General features: G+C 65.4%; 21 protein-coding genes and 1 pseudogene. 7 read left to right on the top strand and 15 right to left on the bottom strand.

Going from position 1 to position 26,494, the window contains the following annotated elements; translation table 11 throughout:
- Position 1 precedes the first annotated feature (1 nt).
- From ACE10W_RS17655 to ACE10W_RS17645, 3 genes are all read right to left on the bottom strand, one after another.
- Complete coding sequence (locus tag ACE10W_RS17655) at positions 2-820, bottom strand: DUF4886 domain-containing protein (protein WP_271556774.1); 819 nt, start codon at positions 818-820, stop codon at positions 2-4.
- 84 nt (positions 821-904) lie between these two features.
- A complete protein-coding gene (locus ACE10W_RS17650; RefSeq protein ID WP_271556772.1) occupies positions 905-1,273 on the bottom strand; it encodes a GFA family protein in 369 nt (122 codons plus the stop codon).
- A gap of 76 nt (positions 1,274-1,349) precedes the next feature.
- The gene (locus tag ACE10W_RS17645) at positions 1,350-1,667 is read right to left on the bottom strand and encodes a hypothetical protein (protein ID WP_271556770.1); all 318 of its coding nucleotides are present in this window, start codon (positions 1,665-1,667) and stop codon (positions 1,350-1,352) included.
- A gap of 186 nt (positions 1,668-1,853) precedes the next feature.
- Here ACE10W_RS17645 and ACE10W_RS17640 point away from each other — a divergent pair, with 186 nt between their 5' ends.
- Entirely contained in the window at positions 1,854-2,579 is a 726-nt protein-coding gene (locus tag ACE10W_RS17640) for a sulfite exporter TauE/SafE family protein (protein WP_028171067.1), read from the top strand.
- Between the two features lie 11 nt (positions 2,580-2,590).
- On the opposite strand, the gene ACE10W_RS17635 is transcribed toward ACE10W_RS17640, so the two are convergent.
- The gene (locus tag ACE10W_RS17635) at positions 2,591-4,660 is read right to left on the bottom strand and encodes a bifunctional diguanylate cyclase/phosphodiesterase (RefSeq protein ID WP_271556767.1); all 2,070 of its coding nucleotides are present in this window, start codon (positions 4,658-4,660) and stop codon (positions 2,591-2,593) included.
- On the bottom strand, positions 4,660-5,817 hold the full coding sequence (locus ACE10W_RS17630) for an ABC transporter substrate-binding protein (protein WP_271556765.1): 1,158 nt from the start codon (positions 5,815-5,817) through the stop codon (positions 4,660-4,662). Before ACE10W_RS17630 ends, ACE10W_RS17635 begins: the two co-directional genes overlap by 1 nt.
- A gap of 204 nt (positions 5,818-6,021) precedes the next feature.
- On the opposite strand from ACE10W_RS17630, the gene radA reads away from it, so the two are divergent.
- From radA to ACE10W_RS17600, 6 genes and pseudogenes are all read left to right on the top strand, one after another.
- Positions 6,022-7,467 (top strand): DNA repair protein RadA, encoded by a 1,446-nt coding sequence (gene radA, locus ACE10W_RS17625; RefSeq protein ID WP_271556763.1) that lies wholly within the window; start codon positions 6,022-6,024, stop codon positions 7,465-7,467.
- A gap of 167 nt (positions 7,468-7,634) precedes the next feature.
- The gene (locus ACE10W_RS17620) at positions 7,635-8,264 is read left to right on the top strand and encodes a CvpA family protein (protein ID WP_271556816.1); all 630 of its coding nucleotides are present in this window, start codon (positions 7,635-7,637) and stop codon (positions 8,262-8,264) included.
- Positions 8,265-8,292: 28 nt separating this feature from the next.
- Entirely contained in the window at positions 8,293-9,816 is a 1,524-nt protein-coding gene (purF, locus tag ACE10W_RS17615) for an amidophosphoribosyltransferase (protein WP_011086836.1), read from the top strand.
- Between the two features lie 138 nt (positions 9,817-9,954).
- Positions 9,955-10,695, top strand: a complete 741-nt coding sequence (locus tag ACE10W_RS17610; protein WP_011086835.1) for an SDR family NAD(P)-dependent oxidoreductase — start codon at positions 9,955-9,957, stop codon at positions 10,693-10,695.
- Positions 10,696-10,796: 101 nt separating this feature from the next.
- Positions 10,797-11,945, top strand: a pseudogene (locus ACE10W_RS17605) (hypothetical protein).
- A 164-nt stretch (positions 11,946-12,109) separates the two neighbouring features.
- Positions 12,110-13,336, top strand: a complete 1,227-nt coding sequence (locus ACE10W_RS17600; protein ID WP_028171062.1) for an ABC transporter substrate-binding protein — start codon at positions 12,110-12,112, stop codon at positions 13,334-13,336.
- 176 nt (positions 13,337-13,512) lie between these two features.
- Here the strand turns inward: ACE10W_RS17600 and ACE10W_RS17595 are convergent, their stop codons facing one another.
- The 10 genes from ACE10W_RS17595 to ACE10W_RS17550 form a co-directional block, all read right to left on the bottom strand.
- On the bottom strand, positions 13,513-16,593 hold the full coding sequence (locus ACE10W_RS17595; protein WP_375762648.1) for an autotransporter domain-containing protein: 3,081 nt from the start codon (positions 16,591-16,593) through the stop codon (positions 13,513-13,515).
- Between the two features lie 365 nt (positions 16,594-16,958).
- Complete coding sequence (locus ACE10W_RS17590; RefSeq protein ID WP_271556756.1) at positions 16,959-18,233, bottom strand: TCR/Tet family MFS transporter; 1,275 nt, start codon at positions 18,231-18,233, stop codon at positions 16,959-16,961.
- On the bottom strand, positions 18,230-19,612 hold the full coding sequence (der, locus tag ACE10W_RS17585) for a ribosome biogenesis GTPase Der (protein ID WP_271556754.1): 1,383 nt from the start codon (positions 19,610-19,612) through the stop codon (positions 18,230-18,232). The genes ACE10W_RS17590 and der overlap by 4 nt, the downstream gene beginning before the upstream one ends.
- Positions 19,613-19,661: 49 nt before the next feature.
- Entirely contained in the window at positions 19,662-20,213 is a 552-nt protein-coding gene (locus ACE10W_RS17580; RefSeq protein ID WP_028171058.1) for a hypothetical protein, read from the bottom strand.
- A gap of 30 nt (positions 20,214-20,243) precedes the next feature.
- Positions 20,244-20,897 (bottom strand): tetratricopeptide repeat protein, encoded by a 654-nt coding sequence (locus ACE10W_RS17575; RefSeq protein WP_271556751.1) that lies wholly within the window; start codon positions 20,895-20,897, stop codon positions 20,244-20,246.
- A gap of 169 nt (positions 20,898-21,066) precedes the next feature.
- Complete coding sequence (locus tag ACE10W_RS17570) at positions 21,067-22,659, bottom strand: class I adenylate-forming enzyme family protein (RefSeq protein ID WP_271556750.1); 1,593 nt, start codon at positions 22,657-22,659, stop codon at positions 21,067-21,069.
- Between the two features lie 12 nt (positions 22,660-22,671).
- Positions 22,672-23,493, bottom strand: coding sequence for a 3-methyl-2-oxobutanoate hydroxymethyltransferase (gene panB, locus ACE10W_RS17565; protein ID WP_011086824.1), 822 nt, complete (start codon positions 23,491-23,493; stop codon positions 22,672-22,674).
- A gap of 3 nt (positions 23,494-23,496) precedes the next feature.
- Positions 23,497-24,081: an NnrU family protein gene (locus ACE10W_RS17560; protein ID WP_375762647.1), complete on the bottom strand. Its 585-nt coding sequence runs from the start codon at positions 24,079-24,081 to the stop codon at positions 23,497-23,499.
- A 69-nt stretch (positions 24,082-24,150) separates the two neighbouring features.
- The gene (locus ACE10W_RS17555; protein WP_028171054.1) at positions 24,151-24,729 is read right to left on the bottom strand and encodes a hypothetical protein; all 579 of its coding nucleotides are present in this window, start codon (positions 24,727-24,729) and stop codon (positions 24,151-24,153) included.
- A gap of 106 nt (positions 24,730-24,835) precedes the next feature.
- Positions 24,836-26,458, bottom strand: a complete 1,623-nt coding sequence (locus ACE10W_RS17550; RefSeq protein ID WP_011086821.1) for a peptide chain release factor 3 — start codon at positions 26,456-26,458, stop codon at positions 24,836-24,838.
- Positions 26,459-26,494 lie beyond the last annotated feature (36 nt).

Genomic DNA, 26,494 nt, shown 5'->3' with positions numbered 1-26,494 from the left:
ATCAGCGCCCGTAATACTCCTGCACCGTGTCCCATGCCGCCTTTTGCAGCAGTTGCGCCGTCTCCGGATCCAGCCCCATCGTGTAGGAATTGCCGACCGGCGTGCGACCTGTCAGCGCGGCGAGCGTCGTGCAGGCCGCCAGATACGTGCCGGCCGGACTCGGATGCCGCCTGTCCGGCGCATAGAGATTGAGCTCGGGCTGAAGCTTGCGGACGCGCGCAAACGCAAGACCCGCGGGAATGACGAGCGCATCATTGGCATTGCCGGCGAGCGTATAGGCCTCGGCCAGTCCTTCCGTCATCTCCGGCTTGTCGGCGTAGGCCCAGGACATGAACAGCACCGGCCGCATGTCGTGGGCGCGGACGATCTCGCTGTCCTTCTTGGCGAAGGCGACGAAGGCGTCTTTCAATTGCGGATGGATCGGGCACTGACTGCAATCCATCATCACAACCGCTTCGAACTGCCTGCCGGGCTTGTTGAAGACCACGACGTTCTGCTCGTCGAAGGAGTAGGCGCCGATGCCGCCCGGCCGCAGCAGATTGTCCATGTCGTGCCAGTCGAGGCCGGAGCCGCCGATCGTGACCATGGTGTTGCGATACGCCGCCTTGTTGGCCGCATCCCCAGCCCGCTCCATGAAGGAGAGATGCCAGGGCATGCCGTTGTTGTAATAGAAGAAGCTGTTCCCGACGAACAGCGCCGCCTTGGGGAAGTCAGGTCCGAGCGTCGTGACCTTCGGCCTGGTCTGCGCCTGCGCCGCGTTGAAGCAGATTACAACTCCCAGACACATTGCGAGCATCGCTCGCGTCAAAAGACGCATCATGGGTTTCCTCGCCTTTTCTTCTCACCGAGGCCGGAAACAGATCAGCTTTCTCCGCCAGCCTCAAGAGGACGGGAGGCGGCATCCTCACCACAAATTCCTGCCGTCGATCATGTTCACCGGTACCGCGTCGAGGTCGAAATCGTCGAATAGGCGCGCGTTCACCGCGACCTTGGGGTTGTCGAAGTCAGGCTTGCCGGTCGACCAGTCCGGCGACTCCGAATAGGTGCCGCAGCCGCAGCTCGCACAGAAATGGTGTTTGACGGTGCGGCTGCCCCAGAGATAGGTCGTCACGTTTTCCGGCGGCGACAGCAGACGAAACTGCGCCGGCTTGTAATAGGCCCACAACGCGCCGCGCTTGGCGCAGAGCGAACAGGTGCAGCGCGTCACGCTGGAGGGCGCCTCCGTCACCTCGAACACCGTTTCACCGCAATGACAGCTTGCCTCGATCGACATGACCACCTCTCCGTTTTGTCAGGAGATGGTCGTAGCCGGCCCCTGCTGCCAACATGCTGTCAGCAGCGCAATTCCCTCATGGAGTCTCGTTCACGGAGAGGCGCCTGGCATTCGCGGCCACATGCTCACGATAGCGCCGGACGATGGCGGCCGGCGTTGCCCCCGCAAGCAGGCCCGCGGCGGCCTCGAAGGCTGCAGCGATCTTCTCGCTCACCATCAGCACGGCCTCCTGCCCGGCGGCCTCATCGCCATGGCTGAGCTTTTCGCAGCGCAGCCGCACCACTTCACTCGCTTCGACCGCGAGCATCGCGCCGGCGTACCAGGGAAAACCATTGTCGGACCCGCTGAGCACGGCATGGCGGTCGAGCGCGGAGAAGGAATGGTGATCGGGCATCGCGGACCTCAAATTCTCTAGGCGAGCGCTCCGATCAATACGCTTCAAATTCTAAGGACCAGGCCGCCGAGCGGGTCGGATTGGCGGTTCCTGCGACACCGCCGATTAACCAAGAGGCGATGTCGATGCGGCTGGGCACGGTTGCCGGCCACGGGCTACATTCGTCCGATTCCCGGAGCCCCGCCCTTGGCCTTCCTCTTCGTCCTCACCGTCGGCCTCGTCGCCGGCACCATCTCAGGCATCGTCGGCACCGGCTCGTCGATCATGCTGATGCCGGTGCTGGTCTACGCCTATGGGCCGAAGGAAGCCGTGCCGATCATGGCGGTCGCCTCCGTCATGGCGAATTTCTCGCGGATCCTGGCCTGGTGGCGCGAGGTCGACTGGCGGGCCTGCGCGGCCTATTCGGTGACGGGTGTTCCGGCCGCAGCGCTTGGCGCGCGCACGCTGCTCGCGCTCCCCTCCCACACCGTCGATCTTGCCATCGGCATCTTCCTGATCGCGATGGTGCCGGTCCGGCACTGGCTGGCGCGGCACGACCTCAAGGCCAATCTCTGGCATCTTGCGATCGGCGGCGCCGTCATCGGCTATCTCACCGGCATCGTGGTCTCGACCGGGCCGCTCAGCGTGCCGCTGTTCCTGTTCTACGGCCTGTCCAAGGGTGCCTTTCTCGCCACCGAGGCGGCCGCCTCGCTCGGCCTCTACTTCGCGAAGTCCGTGACCTTCGAGCGCTTCGGCGCACTGACGAGCGATGTGTTCATCAAAGGTCTGATCGCAGGATCGTCATTGATGGCCGGCGCCTTCATCGCAAAGCGTTTCGTGCTGCATCTGAAGCCCGAGATGTTCCGCCTGCTGATGGACGCGATCATGATCGCGGCCGGGCTCTCGATGTTCTGGAACGCGACACAGCCGTAGCCGCACAGCGCTCAGGCGGCAAATTCGGGCGCGATCGACGGGCTGTCGGTGACGACGCGGCTCCCAGCCGCCTGTCCCTCGAGCCATTGCAGCACGGCGTCGAGCGGCTGCGGCCGATGATAGTGATAACCCTGCCCGAGCATCACACCCATCTCGCGCATGGCGTCAGCTTGCTCGGGCCGCTCGATACCTTCCGCGACAAGCGTCAGCCCCAGCGTGCCGGCGAGCGAGGCGATGACGCCAACGATCGCCTTGTCTTCCGCGCTGTCCGGAATCTCGCTGATGAAGGCCTTGTCGATCTTGACCTTGTCGAGTGGGAAACGCCTGAGATGGGCGAGCGAGCTGTAGCCCGTGCCGAAATCGTCGAGCGCGATGGTGGCGCCGAGGCGCCGCAGGCGGTGCAACGTCTCGGACGCGCTGGCGATGTTGTTGATCAGCGAACCCTCGGTGATCTCAAGCTCGAGCGACGATGCCGCGACGCCGAAGCGCTGGCAGGTCTCGCGCAGCTCGGCGGCAAGCGAATGGTCGGCGAGCTCGGACGGCGGCAGGTTGATCGCGATCCGGATATCCGGCCTGCCGGCGGCAGCCAGATGTCGCAGCGCGCGGCAGGCATCGGTCAGCACATAGCGCGTCAGCCGTGCATTGTTGCCGCTGCGCTCGATCAGTGACAGGAATTCGCCGGGACCGATCACGCCATATTCAGGGTGGCGCCAACGAATGAGCGCCTCCAGGCCGACGACGCCCTGGCTGTCGAGGTCGACCTGGCTTTGATACCAGACCTCGAACTGGCCCTCGGCAAAGCCTGTGGGAATGGCAAGCTCGAGCTCCCTACGACGGCGGTAGTCGCGCTGGAGCGCCTCGTTCAGCACCGCGACGGTGCCGGGCGCCTTGGTCTTGGCATGGTAGAGCGCGATGTCGGCGAGCGCCGGCAGGTGCGATAGCTCGGGATCGCCGGCGCGGCGCACGGCAAGACCGATGCTGGCCCGCGGCACGACCTGCTTGTCGTGCAGCCGGATCGGCTCGGAAATCGCGGCCAGCAGATGGCGCGCGAAGGCCTGCGCGGTCGCTTCGTTGCTGACTTCGGGGCGGATCACGACGAATTCGTCGCCGCCGAGCCGCGCCACCCAATCCTGCGGCTCGACCGCCTCGCGGAGACGCCCGGAAATGTGGACCAGGAACTTGTCGCCGGCATCATGACCGAAAGTGTCGTTGATGCCCTTGAAGTCGTCCAGATCGATGAAGCAGAAGGCGATCAGGGAATCCGGCGAGCCTGCATCGCCGCTCAAGGTCACCAGGCGCTCGGACAGCGAGCGCCGATTGGGCAGGCTCGTAAGCGGGTCGTGCGACGCCATGTGCCCGAGCCGGTCGAGCGCACCTGACGTCGTGTGCTGCATCGCGTTGAAGGCGTGCGCGAGCTGGCCGAATTCGTTCGACGATGTGATGTCCGCCGGATAGGCGCGACCATCCCGCTTGCTGCGCTGGATCGCAGACATGATTGCGTCAAGCGGCTTGCCGATGAAGATGTTCGCCGATATCCGCATTGCGACCACGGTCGCAAGCGTTGCGAGCAGGCCGACGATCAGCAGCCGCATCAGACGGCTGCCCGTGTCGGCGTAGACTGTCGCGTAGGAATAGGCGATCGCGATGCGGCCGGCCTGCACGGCCATGTTGCCGTTGCTGTAGTTGATCGGACGCGACACCTCCGCGACACCCTGCCCGGAGGGGCGCGCCACCACGCGGGCGATCGCAACGCCGGTGTCGTCATAGACGGCCGCCGCAGCGATGGTCTCGTCGTGCATGATCTCATTGAGCACGTTCGTGACCTGGTCGTAACGCATCTTCCAGAGCGGCTCGGCGATCAGCTCGGCGCGGCTCTCGGCCGTGCGGGCAATGCGCGCGTCGAGCTGCCTGATCTGCGACCAGAAGCTGGATGCCTCGACGCCGGCGGAGGCGAGCAACTGCACCACCAGCAGCACCGGCACGGTGGCCCAGATCATCGCGCGGACCACCGAGCGCGAGCGCGACGGCGCCGCCGCCTGCTGCTTGCGATCCGGATCGGTCATGTCGTCACCGTTTCGCATCAGTCAGCGGTGCCTTCCGGCAGCGTCAGCGAAGAAATCAGCGCATCGACGGAGAAATCGTACTGGCCGCAGCGCCCCGCCCTCGCCCTGAAACGCGCGAAATCGATCCGATCGAAGGCGCGCGTCTTGATGAGGTCTCCGACCGCAGCGAGATTGTCGCGGGTGATCGCGGATGTCTTGGCCTCGACGCGGGGCGATGTGGCCGCGAAATCGCAGCCATCGGCGTAGTCGCGGAGCAGGATGATCGACCAGCCGCCGAGCAGGAAGTGCCCCCCGTCGGTCAGGAGCAGACGGCCGGCCCTGATCTCGCGCAGTGCATCCTCCGACCAGTTGAGGCCGACCACCTGAATATTCCGACCGGGCATGAGGCCGGCAGCGGTCGCCGCGCGAAGCGCGCCGAGCGCCATCGGATCGTTTCCGGCCCAGATGCCGGCGGGCCGTATCTCCTTGCGCGCGGCCCAGCTCAGATAATTCGCCGTGACCTGCTCGGCCTCCGACTGCGTCCAGTTGGCGAACAGCATCCGGTCCACCACCACGTCGGGCGCGGCCGCCACCGCAAGCTGGAGCCCGGCGTTGCGCGCGATCGAGGCGGGCGTGATCTCGTCGCCGCCGATGCCGAGAATGTGGATCTTGCCGTCCGGGCTCTGCCATTTCTCGGCACGCGCCGCGCTGATCAGCGCATTCGCCATCCGCGCGCCCGCGGTCTGAAGATCGGTCGTGATGTCGCCGAGCCAGGTCTTGAGCGTCCGGCGCGGCGGTCCGAGCCGCGCCGCATCCTCGCCGATCAGCGTGTTCGAGAGCAGCAGCGTCTTGACGCCCGCGGCCTCGGCCGCCTCCAGGATCGGAACGGCGGCGGATTCCTCGTTCGAGAGAATGAGGAAGTCGGGCTTGTCGGGACGTGCCACCACGCCGAACCCCAGCTCCTGCATGGTGCGGTAGTTGCGCTCGCTGGTCAGCACCTCGACATGCGCATCAAGCTTGCGGCCCGCGGCCTGCATGGTCTGCGCGACCATGTCCCAATAGACCTCGCCGGTCTTGCCGGGATTCACGAAGACGATGTTGAGGGATTTGGCGTCAGCCGCGACGACACGGCCGGCAGGCGCCAGAACGCCGCAGGCCATGCCCACGGCGAGCAATATCCGCAAAAATATCGTCATTGGTCTCGTCACCCCGTACTGGTTCCGAAACTGGACCGTCGTCCGCTAACATTTGGCAAAGCCCGGTGCGGCGCTGGGGCCTAGAACTAACAAAGGGTGTACTGGTTGCGTTGAATTGCGATATTGGGCGCGCGGGCGATCGGCCTCGCGGCCCGCCATTCCGTGCTATCAGCTGACATCAAGACCCCCGACTCAACTGTCCCCATGGCCAAGAACACGCTTTCCTTCGTCTGCCAGAACTGCGGCGCGGCCTATAACCGCTGGCAGGGCAAGTGCGAGTCCTGCGGCGAGTGGAATACGCTCGCCGAGGAGGACACGAGCGGCAGCGTCCCGGTCTCGATCCGTTCCAAGCGCAAGGGCCGGACCTTTGCGCTGGAGAGCCTTGCCGGCAAGAGCCCGGACGCGCCGCGCCTGTCCTCGCGGATGACCGAGCTCGACCGCGTCACCGGCGGCGGCTTCGTCCGCGGCTCGGTGCTCCTCGTCGGCGGTGATCCCGGCATCGGCAAGTCGACGCTGCTGACGCAGGCGACCAGTCTGATGGCGCGCGCCGGGCATCGGATCGTCTACATCTCCGGCGAAGAAGCCATCGCCCAGGTGCGGCTGCGTGCCGAGCGGCTCGGCCTGTCGGACGCGCCGGTGCAGCTTGCGGCCGAGACCTCGGTCGAGGACATCGTCTCGACGCTGTCGGAGGGCGCGGTTCCCCGCCTGATCGTGATCGACTCGATCCAGACCATGTGGACCGACACCGTGGAATCCGCGCCCGGCACCGTCACGCAGGTGCGCGCTTCGGCGCAGGCGTTGATCCGTTTCGCCAAGAAAACCGGCGCCGCCATCATCCTGGTCGGCCACGTCACCAAGGACGGCCAGATCGCAGGCCCCCGCGTGGTCGAGCACATGGTCGATGCCGTGATGTCGTTCGAGGGCGAAGGCTCGCAGCAATTCCGCATCCTGCGCGCCGTCAAGAACCGCTTCGGGCCAACCGACGAGATCGGCGTGTTCGAGATGACCGGCCTTGGTCTGCGCGAGGTCACCAACCCCTCCGAACTGTTCCTGTCGGAGCGCGATCTCGGCACGCCGGGCACCGCCGTGTTTGCGGGCATCGAGGGCACGAGGCCGGTCCTGGTCGAATTGCAGGCACTGGTCGCACCAACCTCGCTCGGCACCCCGCGCCGGGCCGTGGTCGGCTGGGACCCGAGCCGCCTCTCGATGGTGCTGGCGGTGCTGGAAGCCCATTGCGGGGTCAAGCTGTCCGGCCATGACGTCTATCTGAACGTCGCCGGCGGCTTGCGCATCCACGAGCCGGCGGCCGACCTCGCCGCGGCGGCGGCACTGGTTTCGTCCCTGGTTAATGCGCAGTTACCCACGGATGCAGTCTATTTCGGCGAGATTTCGCTCTCAGGCGTGGTCCGTCCGGTGGCGCAGACCCCGGCCCGGCTGAAGGAAGCGGCAAAACTCGGCTTCCAGCGCGCCGTGCTGCCCGAATCGGCCCGGGGCGAAGCCGGCGGCGACGCCGGACTGTCGCTCAACGCGGTGAACAGCCTGACGACTTTGGTGGCCGAGATCGCCGCCCGCGGCTCCCGCCGGGGCGAATCCGGCGGATCGGCAGAGAAAAATGCCACACCGGCAAGATTCCGCCGCGGAGAGGGGTAGCCGGAGGTGACGTCCCCGGCCCCCGCCGCTATACAGCCGTCACAAAAGCAGCATGGGATTGCGTGGTTGCGGCCTTGCCGGGAACGCCGTCTGCCCCTCTTTTAGGGCAGCGGCCAAACACCGATTCGCTGAGCACCTTTGAGAGTACGAGCGGACCAGACCAGCCGATGCCAGTAACACTCCTCGACCTGATCCTGCTCGGTGTGATGCTGATCTCGGGCCTGCTTGCAATGGTCCGCGGCTTCATGCGCGAAATCCTGTCGATCGCAGCCTGGGGCGCGGCCGCGATCATGACGCTGTACTCCTTCTCCAAGCTGCTGCCGACCGCAAAGACCTATTTCAACAACGACACGGTCGCGAGTGTGGTCGTGGTCGCCGGCGTGTTCGTCGGTACCCTGGTCGTGGTCTCCGTGATCACCGTCCGGATCTCCGACATGATCCTGGATTCGCGGATCGGCGCGCTGGACCGCACCCTCGGCTTCCTGTTCGGGCTGGCTCGCGGCCTTTTGATCGTCGTGGTCGCCTTCCTGTTCTTCACCTGGCTGGTGCCGGACAAGCAGCGCCCGGACTGGGTTACGGGGGCGAAATCCCGCGTGGTGCTCCAGGGAACCGGCGATTGGCTGATGGCGCTCTTGCCGGACGACCCCGAGAACACCATCTTGAAGAGATTCAAGAAAAACAAACCAGATGATGATCAAGCTGATTCCGAGCAGCAGCCTTCGGGCAGTGGCGACGGATACAGTAAACCTGCTCGTGACAGCCTGAAAAAGCTGATCGAGAAACCTGCGGCGCGTTGATTAGGCCCTAAAGAGAGGCGCGGACGAGATGCGACACCCTGACCAGGACGCCCAACTTGATCTCGATCCAAAAGCCGGTTTGAGCCCGGCCGCGCTAGAGCTTCAGGACGATCTGGAGGGGGATACGCTCCGCGAGGAATGCGGCGTATTCGGCATCTACGGCCACCCCGACGCCGCCGCCATCACCGCCCTCGGCCTCCACGCCCTTCAGCACCGCGGCCAGGAAGCAGCCGGCATCGTCTCCTATGACGGCAGCCGCTTTCACAGCGAACGCCGCCTCGGCCTCGTCGGCGACACTTTCTCCCGCCGCGAGGTGATCGACCGCCTGCCCGGCAACATGGCGGTCGGCCATGTCCGCTACTCCACCACCGGCGCGACCATCCTGCGCAACGTGCAGCCGCTGTTCGCCGAACTCAACGCCGGCGGCCTTGCGGTCGCCCATAACGGCAACCTCACCAACGGCCTGACGCTGCGCCGCGAGCTCGTGAGGAACGGCGCGATGATGCAGTCGACCACCGACACCGAGGTGATCCTGCACCTCGTCGCGCGCTCCCGGCGCAGCCGCTTCATCGAGCGCTATATCGACGCGCTGCGCGAGATCGAGGGCGCCTATGCGCTGGTCTCGCTGACCAACAAGAAGCTGGTCGGCGCGCGCGACCCGCGCGGCATCCGCCCCCTGGTGCTCGGTGAGCTCGATGGCTGCCCGATCCTGACGTCGGAGACCTGCGCGCTCGACATCATCGGCGCGCGCTTCATCCGCGACATCGAGCCGGGCGAAGTCATCGTGTTCGACGAGAACGGCCAGGACATCCACAAGCCGTTCCCGCCGATGGCGCCGCGTCCCTGCATCTTCGAATACATCTATTTCTCCCGTCCGGATTCCATCGTCCACGGCCGCTCGGTCTACGAGGTGCGCAAGGCCTTTGGTGCGCAGCTCGCGCGCGAGAGCCACGTGCCGATCGACGTCGTCGTGCCGGTGCCGGATTCCGGCGTGCCCGCCGCTGTCGGCTACAGCCAGCATTCCGGCGTGCCGTTCGAGCTCGGCATCATCCGCAACCACTATGTCGGCCGCACCTTCATCCAGCCGACGCAGGCAATCCGCGAATCCGGCGTGCGCATGAAGCATTCGGCCAACCGCGCCGCGATCGAAGGCAAGCGCATCATCCTGATCGACGACTCGCTGGTGCGCGGCACCACCTCGAAGAAGATCGTGCGCATGATGCGCGATGCAGGCGCGAAGGAAGTGCATTTCCGCCTCGCCTCGCCGCCGATCCTCTATCCCGATTATTACGGCATCGACCTGCCGGACCGCGGCGGCCTGCTGGCCGCAACGCATTCGCTGGAGGAAATGCGCGAGATCATTGGCGCCGACTCGCTCGCCTTCCTGTCGATCGACGGCATGTACCGCGCCATGGGCGAGCCCGGCCGCGACCCTGCCAATCCGAAGTTCTCGGATCACTGCTTCACCGGGGCGTATCCGACCCACCTCACCGACCAGACCCAGACCGAGCAGCAGCCCCGGCAATTGTCGCTGCTGGCGGAGGCGAGCTGACGGCGAAGCCGTCATCCCGGGACGGTCCGTAAGGACCGAACCCGGGATCTCGAGATTCCGGGTTCGCGCTACGCGCGCCCCGGAATGACGGGGATGCGGGGGGCTTGTCCCGGCCATCCACGGCTGTAAAACCCCGCCATGACAAATCCCCTCGCCGACCGCATCGCTCTCGTCACCGGCGCCTCACGCGGCATCGGCTTCGCCACGGCCAAGGCGCTGGCGAAGGCCGGCGCACACATCGTCGCGGTGGCGCGCACGCAGGGCGGGCTGGAAGAGCTCGACGACGAGATCCGGAAAGAGGGCGGCAGCGCCACGCTGGTACCGCTCAACCTCACCGATTCCGACGGCATCGCGCGGCTGGGCGCAGGCCTGCACGAGCGCTACGGCAAGCTCGACATCCTCGTCGGCAATGCCGGCGTGCTCGGCCCCTCCTCGCCAATTGGCCATATCGAGCTGAAGGCCTTCAACGACGTCATGGCCGTCAACGTCTCCGCCAACTTCCAGCTCATCCGCTGCATGGAGCCGCTGCTGAAGCAGTCCGATGCCGGCCGCGCCGTGTTCATCACCTCGGGCGCCGCCAACAAGGCGACCGCCTATGTCAGCCCCTACGCCGCCTCCAAGGCCGCGCTGGAAACGCTGGCGCGCGCCTGGGCGCAGGAGACCGCGAACACGCCTCTTCGTGTCAACCTGTTCAACCCCGGCCCGGTCCGCACCCGCATGCGCGCCACCTTGATGCCGGGCGAGGATCCCGCGACGCTCGACACCGCCGAGCAGGTCGCCGAATTCATCGTGCCGATGTGCGCGCCTGATTGGACCGAGACCGGCAAGTTCTACGACTACAAGACGCGAACCTTGATGAGCTTCCGCCCGCCGGCCTGATTGACCTGATTGGCTTGGCCAATTGACTTGGTCTCCTCCCCGCGATTGACTGCCCGTGCTCAAGCGGCAGCAAGCCGCAGGCCAAAAAAAGGGAGGTTGCGATGGCACCATCGCATGATCGCGGACGCGTTGACCGTGCGCTCGCACGCGTCTCTCACGCCTTCTCCATCCTGATCGCGGCACTCACATTTGCGCTTCCGGGCGTTGCGACCGCCGGCGATGTCCCGACCTTCGCCGTCGATCCCGCCTGGCCAAAGCCGCTGCCGAACAACTGGATCCTCGGCCAGGTCGGCGGCATCACGGTCGACTGGCAGGGCCATATCTGGGTGATCCATCGCCCGCGCTCGCTCACCGATGACGAGAAAGGCGCAAGCCTCAATCCGCCGCGCTCGAAATGCTGCGTCTCGGCGCCGCCCGTGCTCGAATTCGACACCGACGGCAACCTGCTGCGGTCCTGGGGCGGCTTGGGCGAAGGCTACGAATGGGTCGGCCGCGAGCACGGCATCGAGGTCGACGAGCGCGGCTTCGTCTAGGTCGGCGGCAACGCCGACAATGACAACGCCATTTTGAAGTTCACGCTCGACGGCAAGTTCGTCGCCCAGATCGGCAAGATCGCGCCGAGCCTCGGCAGCAACGACACGACGCAACTCGGCAAGCCCGCGGAGACCGCGATCGACAAGGCGGCGAACGAGATCTACGTCGCCGACGGCTATGGCAACCGCCGCGTCATCGTCTTCGACGCGACGACGCTCGCCTACAAGCGGCACTGGGGCGCCTACGGCAACAAGCCCAACGACGACAAGCAAGGTCCCTACGACCCCAAGGCGCCGGTTGCGCAGCAATTCGGAAATCCCGTCCATTGCGTGAAGCTCGCCAATGACGGGCTCGTCTATGTCTGCGACCGCATCAACAACCGCATCCAGGTATTCAGGAAGGACGGCACCTTCGTGAAGGAGTTCTTCTTCGAGAAGAACACGCTCGGCAACGGCGCGGTGTGGGACATCGCGATCTGGCCCGATCCAAAGCAGACCTGGCTGCTCAGCGCCGACGGCGAGAACAACGAGATCAGGGTGATCAGGCGCGACGACGGCAGCGTGGTCGGCAGCTTCGGGCGCAACGGCCGCAATGCCGGTCAATTCCACTGGGTGCACGCCATGGCGATCGACGCCAAGGGTAACGTCTATACCGCCGAGGTCGATACCGGAAAGCGCATCCAGAAATTCAAGCTGACGTCGGACGCGCTCAAATAGCGCCTCAACGCATTTTGCCCAAAAGTTAACCGACGGATGACGTAACGACGCAGCGTCATCCGGCTTTAGGCGCATTGCCGCCGGCCGTGGGACACGGTAGAGCCATCAGCCGGACCAAGGCTCCGCAAGAGAGCCGTCCGCATGTTTGACAATGGAGGGAATCTATTATGACGACATTCGCGCGCCGCTCCGCGGCCCTTCTGGCCTGTGCCGCCTTCGGTTTTTCCACATCCGCCTTCGCGCAAGACAAGACCGTCAAGATCGGCGTCTTGAACGACATGTCGAGCCTCTATGCCGACATCGGCGGCCCGAACTCGGTCGCCGCGGTGAAAATGGCGGTCGAAGATTCCGGCCTGAAGGCCAAGGGCTGGACCATCGATGTCCTCTCGGGTGATCACCAGAACAAGCCCGACATCGGCGTCAACATCGCCCGGCAATGGATCGATGCCGACAAGGTCGACGCCATCGCCGACACGCCGAGCTCCGGCGTTGCACTCGCGGTGAGCAACCTCGTCAAGGATAAGAATTCGGTGCTGCTCAATTCGGGCGCCGCCACGGCCGACCTCACCGGCAAGGCCTGCACGCCCAACACCGTCTCCTTCACCTACGACACCTACATGCTCGCCAACGGCACCGGCAAGGCCCTGACCAAAGCCGGCGGCGACAGCTGGTTCTTCCTGACCGCGGACTACGCCTTCGGCCACGCGCTGGAGCGTGACACCAGCGCCGTGGTCACGGCCACCGGCGGCAAGGTGCTCGGCGGCGTCAAGCATCCGCTCAACTCCTCCGACTTCTCCTCCTTCCTGCTGCAGGCGCAGTCGTCGAAGGCCAAGGTCATCGGCCTTGCCAACGCCGGCGGCGACACCACCAACGCGATCAAGCAGGCGGCTGAGTTCGGCATCGTGGCCGGCGGCCAGAAGCTCGCCGCGCTGCTGCTGTTCATCAACGACGTGCATTCGCTGGGCCTGAAAACGGCACAGGGGCTGACCTTCACCGAGTCCTTCTACTGGGACCTCAACGATCAGACCCGCGAATGGTCGAAGCGCTTCCAGAAAGTGTCACCCAAGGGCTCGATGCCCTCGATGACGGTAGCGGGCCTCTATGCGGAAATCCTGCACTACCTGAAGGCAATGGACGCGCTCGGCGGCAATCCGCATGACGGCGCCAAGGTCGTCGCCAAGATGAAGGAGCTGCCGACCGACGATCCGCTGTTCGGCAAGGGCCCGCTGCGCGCCGACGGCCGCCGCCTCATCCCGGCCTATCTCTTCGAGGTGAAGAAGCCGGAAGAGTCGAAGGGGCCATGGGATTACTACAAGCTGGTGGCCACCATCGCGCCGGAAGACGCCGCCAAGCCGCTCGAAGCCAGCGAGTGCCCGCTGGTCAAGAAGTGACCGCGTAGCGGACGCGCACAGGCTCCACGACGACATGCCCGGGCGAGAGCGCGAAGCGCGTCTTCGTCCCGGGCATTTACGTTCGGTGCCTGCACAAAGGACGAGGGTACCGGCGGGCAAGGCGCCGCTCGCGCCGTTTCTCTACGTCGCGTCTCTACAACGCGGACGAGCGCTTCCTACCAGGCATAGCGCACCACGCCCTTTCCGGAGTAGCTTGTGGTGACGTTCGAGAACTCACCCTCAAAGGTCCCGGCGAGCGAGAAACCGTTCAGCCATTTCGCCTCGGCGGTTGCCGAGGTGAGCGCCGCGTCTCGCGCAGGCGATGCACCGCCGACGACGAAGGATGCGCCCGGCAACGCCTGGAAAGTGGCGGCGATGCCGCGATCGATATTGTAGTCATGTGCCCAGCCGAAGCGGCTGCGCAGGGTGAGGATCGCTCCCGGCAATGCCAACGATCGGTCAGTGCGGAATCCCAATTCGGAGCGCGGCGAGGTAGCGGTCTTGGCCGCATAGGCCAGCGCAAAGGTGTTGGCACCGACGATGGGCCGTTCGGCATAGCCCGGCAGCTCGAAGGTCGCGAATTGCGCGGCGGCATAGGGCGTGAGGCCGATGCCGGCCCATGGGGTGATGAGGCGATAGCCGCCCTCGATACGCCCCGCGCACGCATTGGCGTTGAACTGCGCACGCAACTGGTCACTGCCCGCAATCGTGACCGTCCGGTTCGTCGTGATATCCTGCCAGCCATAGGCCAGGGCGCCGGAGACATACGCGGCGCCGGCCGTATGACGAACGAATGCACCGGCCTGGAACAGGTCGGAGCGTCCCGAACCGAGACCGTTGGCGACGACGAAGTTGGTACCGCCGCCGGCCAAGGCGAACCCGACCTGGGTGAATGGAGAGATCCGATAATCGGCGCCGACGGCCGTGCCAGCGATGCGGCTGGTGGACGTGTTCGATCCCTGTACGGCATTGCCGTCGGTGGTCTGCGAGCCCCCATAGCCCGCGCCCCATACGCTCCAGCGCTGGCCGAAATCGATCGCGCCCGGCGTCTTGGCGATCATGGCGTAGGCGTCACGCTCGGCACCGGGCCGGCGGCGACCGCCGGCATAGCTATCGGCTGCTCCCTCTTTCCCAAATGAAACGGGCGTCGGTGCGGTCCCGTCGCGGCCCGCGGTAAGCGGATCGGCCAGCAAATTGACGAAGAGGTTCATCGCGTCGAATGTTGTCTGCTGCGAACCTGTCGCCAGCTCGCCCGAGGCCTGTGTCAGGTTCGCCGGGACATTGCCGGCGAAGATGCCGCCAAACGCCGAAGGAACGTTGCCGAAGGAATTGAACGCCCTGTCGAGCGCGGTGGCGACGGCCCGCTGGTTGATGTTGAGGCCGGCAATCTCCCCAAGGCCCGAGGCCAGAACAAGCTGCACCGTGCCGCCCGAATAGGTCAGCGAACCGGAAATTCCCGTCGGCGTCGCCACCGAATCAAAGCGCGAACCGTTCAGCGCCCCCGCGGTCAGGATGGTATAGGGCGAATTGAACCGCAGGGTGCCGCTGGCGAGCGCAACCCGAACCGTCCCGGCCAACGTCGCCGCCCCCGTCACATTGGTGAGGTCGGAAGCCGCCGATGACACCTGCACGAGGTAGGTCGAGGCGGCCGTGAAGACGAGGCTGCCCTGAACGTTGATGGTGCCGACCGAGTTGCCTGGAGACAGAATGCCGCCGTTGATGACGGCATTGCCGACGATGCCGTTGCCGCCCAACGTGCCGCCGGCATTGACAACGAGATTGCTGGCCGATGCGATGTTGCCGTTCACGATCAGCGCCCCGCCGCCGACATTGACATCACCGGAGAAGGAGCCGGTGCCAGTCAGCGTCCAGACTGAAGCGTCGACCTTGTTGAAGGTCGTGAACCCCCGATACTGGGCCGCCGCACCCAACGTGCTGACATCGAAGGTCGCCGCACCGCTGCCCCCGAGTTGGAACGTATCATTGCCCCCACCGAGCACGTTGCCCGATATGACCGATCCCGGCGCGAGCGTGAGAACGTTGCCGCTACCGGCGAACTGGATCGCGGCCGTTCCTCCAGTGATGGTCCCCGCATTGAACACGTCCGACCCACCCGTGCCCGCATAGATGCCGTTGCCCGTGAGGCCGGAAATGGAGCCGTAGTTGATGACTGAGACGGACCCGAGGCTGGCGCGGACGCCGGTGTCGCCGCCACTGATCTGCGCGCCGGCATTGTTGGTCACCACCGCACTCGTCTCGGCGCGAATGGCGTAGCCAAAGCCGCCGGCACTTATGGTTCCGGAATTGACGACGGTTGCGACGCCATTGCTGGCATAGATTCCGTTGTTGATCAGGCTCGTGATCTGTCCGCCAACGCCGTTGGTTACATTGACGTCGGTGAAGGCAAAGATGGCGATATTGTTGAGACCGGAAATGGTCCCGTGATTGGTAACGTGAGCAAAGCCCAAATTGGCAACCATGCCGCCGGTAATGCTTCCAGTGACACCGTTCGTTATTGTCAGATTGGCATTCGCAGAGGCGGCAAAGCCGGTGGGGCTCGAGATGGTGCCGAAATTCGTTACCGACATCGATCCGCTGTTGGCGCGGATGGCAGCCGTTGCGCCGGTAATCGTCCCGGCGGCGGCGTTGGTGACGTCCATATTGCCGGTCACCTCCAGGCCATAGCTGGTCGTACCGGTAATCGTGCCGGCATTGGTGACATTCAACAATTGGTTGGCCTGGACACCGCTTATCCCGCCGGAAATCAGACCGCCCGCAGCGTTGGAGACGACCCCCGTGCCGTAGGCAATGAAACCGTAAGAGGTGCCGATGATATTGCCGGCATTGGTGACATTCCCGACAGCGGAATAGCCGGAATTGACGCCGAGATCGCCGGCGATGGTGGCGCCCGCATTGTTGGTAACCGTGGCGTTGACGAAGGCGAATACGCCAACGTTTGCGTTGCCCGTGATCGTGCCGGAGTTGACGACAGTCACACTGCCGTTGTTCGAGCCGATGCCGGATAGGACAGTGCCGGTGATGGTGGCGCCGGTGTTGTTGGTGACGGTGACGTCATTTTGAGAGAAGACACCGTTCGTTGCGCCTGTGATGCTTCCCGAATTGCTGACCGTAGCGTTGCCGATATTGATTCCGCTATTCACGCTTCCGGTGACAGAGGCACCGCTATCGACATTGATGACAATGCCGGTCTGGTTGCCCGTCCCGTAACCGTTGGTCCCGTTCTGATCGGTCGTCACGCCCGAGCATGTAATGGTCGTGCCTGGCGGAGGATTGGGGCTATTGTCGGCCGCCGGCGAACAGGCCGCATACGCCCCGCCCATCAGAGCCAGCGTGACGGTAACCGTGATCGCAATTGCAGCGGCAGCTCGCCAAATCAGCAAGCGCTGCCGAGGGAAACACCATATCCGAATCGGCAGGCGCGTCATTTGAATGGCTTGCTTCCGAGGCGTCGGCGGCCCCGGCCTTCAATTGCAAAAAGAACGAATCAACAGATTTATTGAATATGCTAAGTATCGCCGCCGAAAGGCTCCATGTACGCACGTCTGGCGAGAATCCGACGAATCGGAATCTCTGTTGCGAATTGGCGACAGTCGCAACCGTCCTATTCGCGGCCACCAGTCTGCCGGGCGGATGCGACTGTCGCCAGCGTCCGCATCGCGATGGCCACGCATACCACCATCAGCGCGCCCGCGAGGAGGAATGGCGCGCCGGGCAATTGCCAGGGCGCGCTGGTGCCGATGAAGTATGAAAACGTCAGCGTGAACAGGAACGGCCCGACGAGCTGCGACACGCTCTGCACGCTCGCGGTTGCGCCCTGCAGCTGACCCTGTTGATCGGGTGCGACCAGCCGCGTCATCAGCGATTGCATCGCGGCACCCGAGATGCCCCACAGCGACATCACTGGAATGCCGATCCAGAACAGCGGTCCGGTCGGCGCTGCGCCAAAGATCACGAACCCGATCGCACCACAGCACAGGCCCAGCAACAGTGTGTTCCGCTCGCCGAGCGCGCGCACGATCGGGCCGATGGCGAGCCCCTGCACCACCATGGCGCAGATGCCGACCATCGCGAGCGTCAGCCCGACCGTCTTGGAATCCCACCCGTAGCGATAGGTCGCATAGAGCACGAAGGTCGACGGCAGCACGACATGCGCGACCTGCGCGATGAAGTTGACGACCGACAGCGCAGCCAGCATCGCGTTGGAACGCAGCAGACGCAGCGCCCCGACCGGATTGGCGCTGGTCCAGCGGAACGGCGCGCGCTTGTCGGGCGCCAAAGATTCCGGCAGGACCAGGAGCCCATAGAGCGCATTGGCGAAGCTCAAAGCCGCCGACGCCCAGAACGGCAGGCGCGGATCGATGTCGCCGAGCAAGCCGCCGAGCGCCGGGCCCAGGATGAAGCCGGCGCCGAAGGCCGCGCCAATCCTGCCGAAGATCGCCGCGCGCCGCTCCGGCGGCGTAATGTCGGCAATATAGGCAAACGCCGTCGAGATGCTGGCCGAGGTGATGCCGGAGATCACGCGCCCAATGAAAAGCCACACCAGCGACGGCGCCAGCGCCATCAGCACGTAGTCGGCGGCGAGCCCGAAATTCGACAGCAGCACCACCGGCCGCCGCCCGAAACGATCCGACAGCGCGCCCAGCACCGGCGAGAACACGAACTGCATCAACGCCCAGGCGGTGCCGAACAGGCCGAAGATGCGGGCCGCGTGTGCGGTGTCGTTGTCGACGAAGCTCTCGATGAGCTTTGGCAGGATCGGCATGATCACGCCGAGCGCGAGCATGTCGAGCAGGATGGTGACGAAGATGAAGGCGACCGCGCCGCGCCGGACCGGCGCAGCGCCCCGCGCCATCGCCTCGCCGGCATCGTTGCTCACGACGGCCGCTTGCGCTTATGGGCGAAGGGGTTGGCCTTCTCGCGCAAGGTGATGCGCACGGGCGTGCCCGGCAGATCGAAAGCCTCGCGCATGGAATTGGTCAGGTAGCGCAAGTACGACTGCGGCACCGCGTCGGCACGCGAGCAGAACAGCACGAAGCTCGGCGGCCGCGCCTTGGTCTGCGTGATGTAGTTCAGCTTCAGCCTGCGGCCGGATACGGCCGGCGGTGGATTGGCCTGGACCGCCTGCTCGAACCAGCGATTGAGCGCTGACGTCGACACGCGTCTGTTCCAGACCGCGTAGGCGTCCTGGATCGCCTGCATCAGGCGATCGATGCCCTCGCCCATCAGGCCTGATACCGCGACAATCGGCACGCCCTTGACCTGCGGCAGCCAGTGGTCGGCGTCGCGGCGCAGGCCCGAGATCGCGCCGCCGCCCTTGGTCTCCATCAGGTCCCATTTGTTGGCGGCGAGCACGAGCGCGCGGCCCTCGCGCTCGACCAGATCGGCAATGCGCAGATCCTGCTCCTCGAAGCGGTTCTGCGTATCCATCATCAGCACGACGACTTCGGCAAAGCGCACCGCGCGCAGCGCGTCGGCGACCGAGAGCTTTTCGAGCTTCTCCTCGATGCGCGAGCGACGCCGCAGGCCGGCGGTGTCGAACACGCGAAAATCCCGGCCCTGCCAGTTGATCTCGACCGCGATGGAATCGCGCGTGGTGCCGGCCTCCGGGCTCGTCAGCAGGCGCTCTTCGCCGAGCAAATGGTTGATCAGCGTCGACTTGCCGGCATTCGGCCGGCCGACGATGGCGACCCGGATCGGGCGCGTCGCGGCCTCTTCCTCGGAGAGCGGTGCGTCGTCCTCGTCCTCATCCTCCTCGACGGGCTCCGGCATCAGCTTGGCGAGGGCGTCATAAAGCTCGCCCATCCCCTCGCCGTGCTCGGCCGAGATCTGGATGGGATCGCCAAGACCAAGCGCAAAGGCTTCCATCGCGCCGGCATCGCCATGCTTGCCTTCGCTCTTGTTGGCGACCAGCAGCACCGGCTTGTTGGCCCTGCGGGCGAAGTCGGCGAAGGCGCGGTCGGTCGGCGTCAGGCCGATGCGGGCATCGACGACGAAGAACAGCGCGTCGGCCTGCGCGATCGCGGCCTCGGTCTGCTCCTGCATCCGCGCGGTCAGCGAGCCCTTGGCCCCCTCGTCGAGGCCGGCGGTGTCGATGATGGTGAATTCGAGGTCGCCGAGCCTGGCCTCACCCTCGCGGCGGTCGCGGGTGACGCCCGGCAGGTCATCGACGAGCGCGAGCTTTTGCCCAACCAGGCGGTTGAACAGCGTCGATTTGCCGACATTGGGCCGGCCGATAATGGCAATCGTGAAGGACATCGGTCATTCGTGCGCTGCGAAGGCCGCGCCTGTCAATGCAATGAAATTATTAGCGCGAGAAGCTGCCGCTCGGCAGCGGCGCCGGGAAGCCGCCCTGCGACTGCTGCTGCGTGGTCTGGGTCGGTTGGGCCTGCTGGACGGGCTGATCGGGCGGCGGCGCGGTGGTGCGCTTGCGCACGATCTTCTGCTTGGGCTGCGGAGCGGCCGCGGGCGGCGCAGCCTCCGGCTGGGCCTCGCCATCGACTTCGCCGGCAGGCGCATCGGCGGGCGCGGCCGCGCTGGCAGCCGGCTGTCTCGTCTTTTTCGCCTTCGCACCCTTCGCCGGCTTGGCCGGCTCAGGCGGCGGCTCCGTGGGCAAAGCCGCAACGGCAGGCGCATTCGGATCGGGCTGCTGCTGTGCGCCCTTGTACATGTCCTTCGGCACACCCTGCTCGAGGCCCGGCACGCCCTCCGGGAAGACCGGCTTGCGGTCGCCTGGCAGCTTCTTCTTGGTGTCGAGGAAATCGAGCATGTCGCTCGGATCGAAGCTGGAGCAGCCGCCCAGCACGCCCGTGAAGGCGATCAGGACGGCGGCTGCGATCAAGCGTGGCGTGCGGCGCATATCGGTGTCTCGTCTCAGCTCTCGGGACCGTCAGCTTTTGGCGACGGGCGGCAGCAGGGCCTGGAGCGCCTCGGCGCGCGAACGCAGGCCCGGCGGCGTTTCGCCGTCCTCTGCGATCGCGTCGAGCCATTTGCGGGCTGCGGTCGTGTCGTTGTTGCGCCAGGCCGACAGCGCCAGCAACTCGCGGGCGCTGTGGCGGAAGGTCGATTTGGGTGTGGCGGAAGCCTCCAGCCGCTGCTGCATGTCGGCGTAGCTGGCGCTGTCGACCAGCAGGCCGGCGGCGCGGATCTTCGCCAGATCCTGCCACTCGCCGCCGACGCCGCGGTCAGCGGCAATGTCGTCGTACATCTTGGCGGCGGCCTTGGGATCGCGGCCAGCGGCCTCGGCCGCAGCACGCAGCCGCGCCAGGGTGCGATAGCCCGACGGAGCCTTGGCGGCGAGCTCAGTGAAGGCCGTCTCGGCCTCCGCATGCTTGTCCTGCTCTGACAGCTCGACGGCCTTCTCGAAGGCGGCGCCGGCCTCGGCGGCCTTCTTGGCCTCCAGATACTGGTAGCCGCGCCAGCCGCCCACGGCGGCCACGATGAGCACCATCAGGGCGATGAAGTAGATCGAATATTTTTCCCACAGCTTCTTGAGCTGTTCGCGACGTACTTCCTCGTCGACTTCGTCAAATAATTCAGACACTTATGCTAATCCCATGCCCGTCCGGGTGCGCGCGCCACAGCGTTCGCGTCAGGAATCCCGTCCCCCGCGTGGCGGCGAGGTAGCCTAACGATATGGCGGTGGCAAGGCAAAGCGAGCCCGATCAAGGCGTTAACCACCCGGGAGAGCCCGGAAGAAGCCCCTGCCCGGCTCAGGTTCCCAAGTGCTCCCGCAACTGCCGCTTCAGCACCTTGCCATTGGCGTTGCGCGGCAGCGGCTCGGTGGTGATCGCCATGGTTTCGGGGACCTTGTAGTCGGACAGCCGCTCGGCGCACCAGGCCCGCAAGACGTCGCCGGCGACCGGGGTGCGGGTCACCACGACAGCATGGACGCGCTCACCGAGCACCGGGCAGGCCCTGGCAATGATCGCGCTCTCGATCACCGCGGGGTGGCCCGCCAGCACGGATTCGACCTCCGCGGAATAGATCTTCAGTCCGCCGCGATTGATCATGTCCTTCTGGCGGTCGAAGACGCGGACAAAACCGTCCGCATCGACTGACCCCAGATCGCCCGAGTGCCAGAACCCACCGGTGAAGCTCTCGGTCGTGGCTTTCGGGTTGTTCCAGTAACCCTTGATGACGGAGGCGCTCTGAATCCAGAGCTCGCCGATCTCGCCATGGGGCAGCTCGCGCCCATCGGGTCCCATCGCGACGATGCGCGCGCCGGGACACGGCAGGCCCACGCTGTCGATATGGCTCGCCGTCAGTTCGCCCGGCATGATCGTCGAGGGCGATGTCGTCTCGGTCGCGCCGTAGCAGTTCATCAGCTTCAGGCCGGGAATCGTCGCCTTGAGCCTCTCGATGGTCGCGACCGGCATCGGCGCGCCGCCAAAGCCGCCGATGCGCCAGCTCGACAGATCGTAGCTGTCGAAATCGGGCTGGAGCAGGCAGAGATTGTACATCGCCGGAACCATCACCGTGTAGGTGACGCGCTCGCGCGCAGCGAGCTTGAGATAATCGGCGGCCTTGAACTCCGGCATGATGATCAGCGCGCCGCCGCAGCGGATCATGGTCGTGATGTTGGCGACGACACCAGTGACGTGACCGAGCGGCACGGCCGCGATCGAACGGTCCGCTTCCGTCAATTGCAGGCAGGACGCAAACACCATCGAGGAATGCACGATGTTGCAATGGGCCAGCATCGCGCCCTTTGGCTTGCCCGTCGTGCCCGAGGTGTAGAGGATCATCGCCGTGTCCTCTTCGCTCACGTCGACGGGCGCGGCGGCCGCGGCGTTGTCTGCGAGCACCGCGAAGCGCGACTCACGCGGGTCGTCGTCGACGGCAACGCGGTGGATCACATCGGGCACATCCCGCGCATCCGGCAGCCGCCCGGCGAGCCCTGCCTCGTGGATCAGGATCTTGGCGCCGCAATCGGTGAGCACATAGGCAATCTCCGGCTTCTGCTGACGCGTGCTGAGCAGAACCGTGACCAGCCCCTCATGCGCGGCGGCAAACAGCAGCAGCGGAAATTCGATGCGGTTGCCCAGCAGGATGGCCACGCGATCACCGCGCTTGAGGCCGAGCTTGCGAAAGCCCTCGGCGATCCGGGCGGCCCGGTCGACGACCTGGCGCCAGCTCAGCCGGACATGACCGCAGATCAGGGCCTCGCCATCGGCGTTCTGCGCAACCGCTTCCGCAATCATCGCCCAAACGCTGCCCGGCCGCTTCACAAAGGCCGGCACGACGCGGTCGCCGAAGCGCGGCTCAAGCCGCATCGACGGAAGTGCGTGCTGCGACCAGTCCATGCGCGCCCCTCCTCAGCTCTTCTTCATGTCGTAGACATGCTCCGGGCCCGGGAAGGCCCGGCTCTTCACGTCGCGCGCATAGCCCGCGATGGCTTCCTCGATCGCCGGTCCGAGATTGCCATAGCGGCGCACGAATTTCGGCGACCGCGGCGACAAGCCGAGCATATCTTCCAGCACCAAAATCTGGCCGTCGCAGGCTGCGCTCGCGCCAATGCCGATGGTAGGAACTGCGATCGATTGCGTGATCTTGCGCGCCAGCGGCTCGGCGACCGCCTCGATCACGATCGAGAAGGCCCCCGCCTCTGCGATCGCCCTGGCGTCGTTCTCGATCGGAGCCCAGTTCGCCTCCTCGCGGCCCTGCGCGCGGAACGAGCCAAGCGTGTTGATCGACTGTGGCGTCAGCCCGATATGGCCCATCACGGGAATGCCGCGCTCGGAGAGAAACGCCACCGTCTCCGCCATCCGCGCGCCGCCCTCGAGCTTGACCGCGCCGCACAGCGTCTCCTTCATGATCCGCACCGCCGACTGGAAGGCCTGCTCCTTCGAGCCTTCGTAGGAGCCGAACGGCATGTCGACGACGACGAGCGCCTGGCTGGAGCCGCGCATCACCGCGCAGCCCTGCAGGATCATCATCTCAAGCGTCACGGGCACCGTGGTCTCGAAGCCATGCATGACATTGCCAAGGGAATCGCCAACCAGGATCGCATCGCAGTGCCTGTCGACCAGCGCGGCGGTGTGCGCGTGATAGGAGGTCAGCATCACGATCGGCTCGCCATTCTTGCGGATGCGGAGGTCGGGCGCGGTCTTGCGCCTGATGGCGGATTGGACGGACATTTGTCAGACCCCTACGACGGGAACTCCGATCACGACACGATGGAACGCAAACGCCAGCGCAAGATACGCAACCACGCCGACCGCGACCGCGATCAGATCGTTGGAGACGCCGCCTACCGGAATCGGCGGGCCGCCAGCGTCAGTGCGATGCTTCAACGAAATGCGGTCAAACACCGCCCAGCCCAGGAACGAGCCGAACAGGATGATGGAACCGAGATCGCCATTCGCGAGGAGATGCGCGGCCGCCCACAGCTTGATGCCGGCCAGCATCGGATGTTTCAGCGTCGCGTAGATGCGGCCGCGCAGGTATGACGCGACAACTAGGATGACCGCGGGCAGCATCAGCGCGAGCGTGATGTGCTTCATCGCCTTCGGCGGATACCAGACGTCGATCCAGCCGGTCGCACGGTAATGACCAAAGCCCCAGATGATCAGCGCGAGCCCCGCGAGTGAGACGAGCGCATAAAGGATCTTGTAGGTCCCCTCGCCCAGCCTCGCGATGGCCTGCGCGCGCGCCTCGCGTTTCGTTGTGAAGACATGGGCCGCGAAAAACAGCACCAGCCCCAGGATCATGACCAGCAGACCCACGACATCCTCCCCTCAACCAGCGCCCGCCTCTGGCGTAGCATCGATTGGCGGTCGGTCGCAACCGATGCGCTACTTGCCGAGCTGCCGATTGTCGACATAGCGGATCGCGATCGGCCGCCCTGCCAGGGCGCCGCCGAGACCGCTGGTGAATTTCAGCGGCAAGCAGGCCTTCAGCGAAGCATCGATGGCGTTCAGATAGGTCGTGCGGGTGTCGGCCGGGACGCCCGCGGTGGCGTATGTGAGGCGTGGCGGACCGATCAGGCCGCCCGCCTTGTTGAAGCTGAAGCGCACCGACATCTGCATGCCGGCCCGCGCGTTGTCCGCTGGCGGCGACCAGCAAGTGCGCAATTCGGCGAAGAGGTCGCCGATCGTATCGAGATCGTGATCCGGCTTCCGGTATTTGGCGCGGTCGGATTCGGACGGCACGCTGACGATCGTGAGCTGGAGATTCTGGCCGTAAGGATAGTCGATCTCGGGAATGCAGGGCCCGGGCTCGAGCGGGCTGCAATAGGACGGCGTGCAGGGCCGGTTGTCGAGCACGCTGCACGGTTCATGCGCAAACGGGATGGGATTGATCTGGCGCCGCTGCGCGTCGGCGGCCACCGTCGATATCGCCAGCAGTATAAGAAGGAGAATGCCGCGCCACATGGTATGCGAGCTCACAATGCCACTGTGGACGAAAGGTGGCATTGGTCGCGAAAGCGTCAAGTGCGCGCGCGTTCACATGCTCGCGTTTAGGCGGCCTTGGCGCGCGTTATCCCTTCTTCTTGACGTCCTTGACGTTGGTGAACTCGATGCCCTCGGCGCGTTCCCTGGTGTAGCCGAGATAGAACTCGTTCCTCGCCAGATAGACGGGATCACCATCGACGTCGTCGGCGATACTCGAGGTGTTGGCGGCGATGAAAGTGTCGAGCTTCTTGCGATCGTCTGAAGAAACCCAGCGCGCAAGCTGGAACTCGCTGACTTCGAACTCGACCGGAAGGGAATATTCCGCCTCCAGCCGTGCCTTCAGCACGTCGAGCTGGAGCGCGCCGACCACGCCGACCAGCGCCGGTGCACCGTCGCGCGGGCGGAATACCTGGACGACGCCCTCTTCCGACATCTGCTGAAGCGCTTCCTTCAGCTTCTTCGCCTTCATCGCGTCGGTGAGACGGACGCGGCGGACGATTTCCGGCGCAAAGCTCGGCACGCCGACGAAGTTGAAATCCTCGCCCTCGGTCAGGGTATCACCGATGCGCAGCGTGCCGTGGTTGGGAATGCCGACGACGTCGCCGGCAAAGGCCTCATCCGCCACCGAACGGTCCTGCGCGAAGAAGAATTGCGGGCTCGACAGCGGCATGCTCTTGCCGGTGCGCACCAGTTTCGCCTTCATGCCGCGGCTGAGCTTGCCCGAGCACAGGCGCGCAAAGGCGATGCGGTCGCGGTGGTTCGGATCCATGTTCGCCTGGATCTTGAACACGAAGGCGCTCATGCGCGGATCGGTCGCCTCGACCTTGCGCTGGTCGCTCTCCTGCGCACGCGGCTCGGGCGCGAACTTGCCGAGGCCCTCCAGGAGGTCGCCGACGCCGAAATTGCGCAGCGCGCTGCCGAAATAGACCGGCGTCAGGTGGCCCTCGCGAAACGCCTCCAGCTCGAACGGTTTTGAAGCCTCGGTGACGAGCTCGAGCTCGTCCTTCACCGCGGAGACGTCGAGATTGGCGTTGAGCTTGGCGAGCTCCTCGATCTCGATCTGCTGCGCCGCGCCGGTCTTGGCGCCGCCGCCTTCGAGCAGGCGCACGCCGCCATTGACGACGTCATAGGTGCCGAGGAAGTCGCGGCCGCGGCCGACCGGCCAGGTCATCGGCGTGGTGTCGAGCGCCAGCGTCTTCTCGATCTCGTCCAGCAGCTCGAACACGTCGCGGCTCTCGCGGTCCATCTTGTTGATGAAGGTGATGATCGGAATGTCGCGCAGGCGACAGACCTCGAACAGTTTTCGGGTGCGCGCCTCGATGCCCTTGGCGGCGTCGATGACCATGACGGCGGAATCGACGGCCGTCAGCGTGCGATAGGTGTCTTCCGAAAAATCCTCGTGGCCCGGCGTGTCCAGCAGGTTGAACACGAGGCCCTCGAACTCGAAGGTCATCACGGACGTCACGACCGAGATACCGCGCTCGCGCTCGATCTTCATCCAGTCCGAGCGCGTGTTGCGCCGCTCGCCCTTGGCCTTGACCTGACCGGCGAGGTTGATGGCGCCGCCGAACAGCAGCAGCTTTTCGGTCAGCGTGGTCTTGCCGGCGTCGGGGTGGGAGATGATCGCAAAGGTGCGCCGCCGCGCCACTTCAGCGGCAAGCGGGGAACGGGCCGGCGATTCGGCTGTGGTGGTGGCGATGTCGGACATGGCGGGAGCGTTTGGCAGGGAAAATGGGCCGGATCA

Source organism: Bradyrhizobium sp. B025 (assembly GCF_042257955.1).
GTDB classification, from domain to species: domain Bacteria; phylum Pseudomonadota; class Alphaproteobacteria; order Rhizobiales; family Xanthobacteraceae; genus Bradyrhizobium; species Bradyrhizobium diazoefficiens.
The sequence above is the reverse complement of the archived record's forward strand: the minus strand, read 5'-3'. Positions and strand labels throughout refer to the sequence as shown.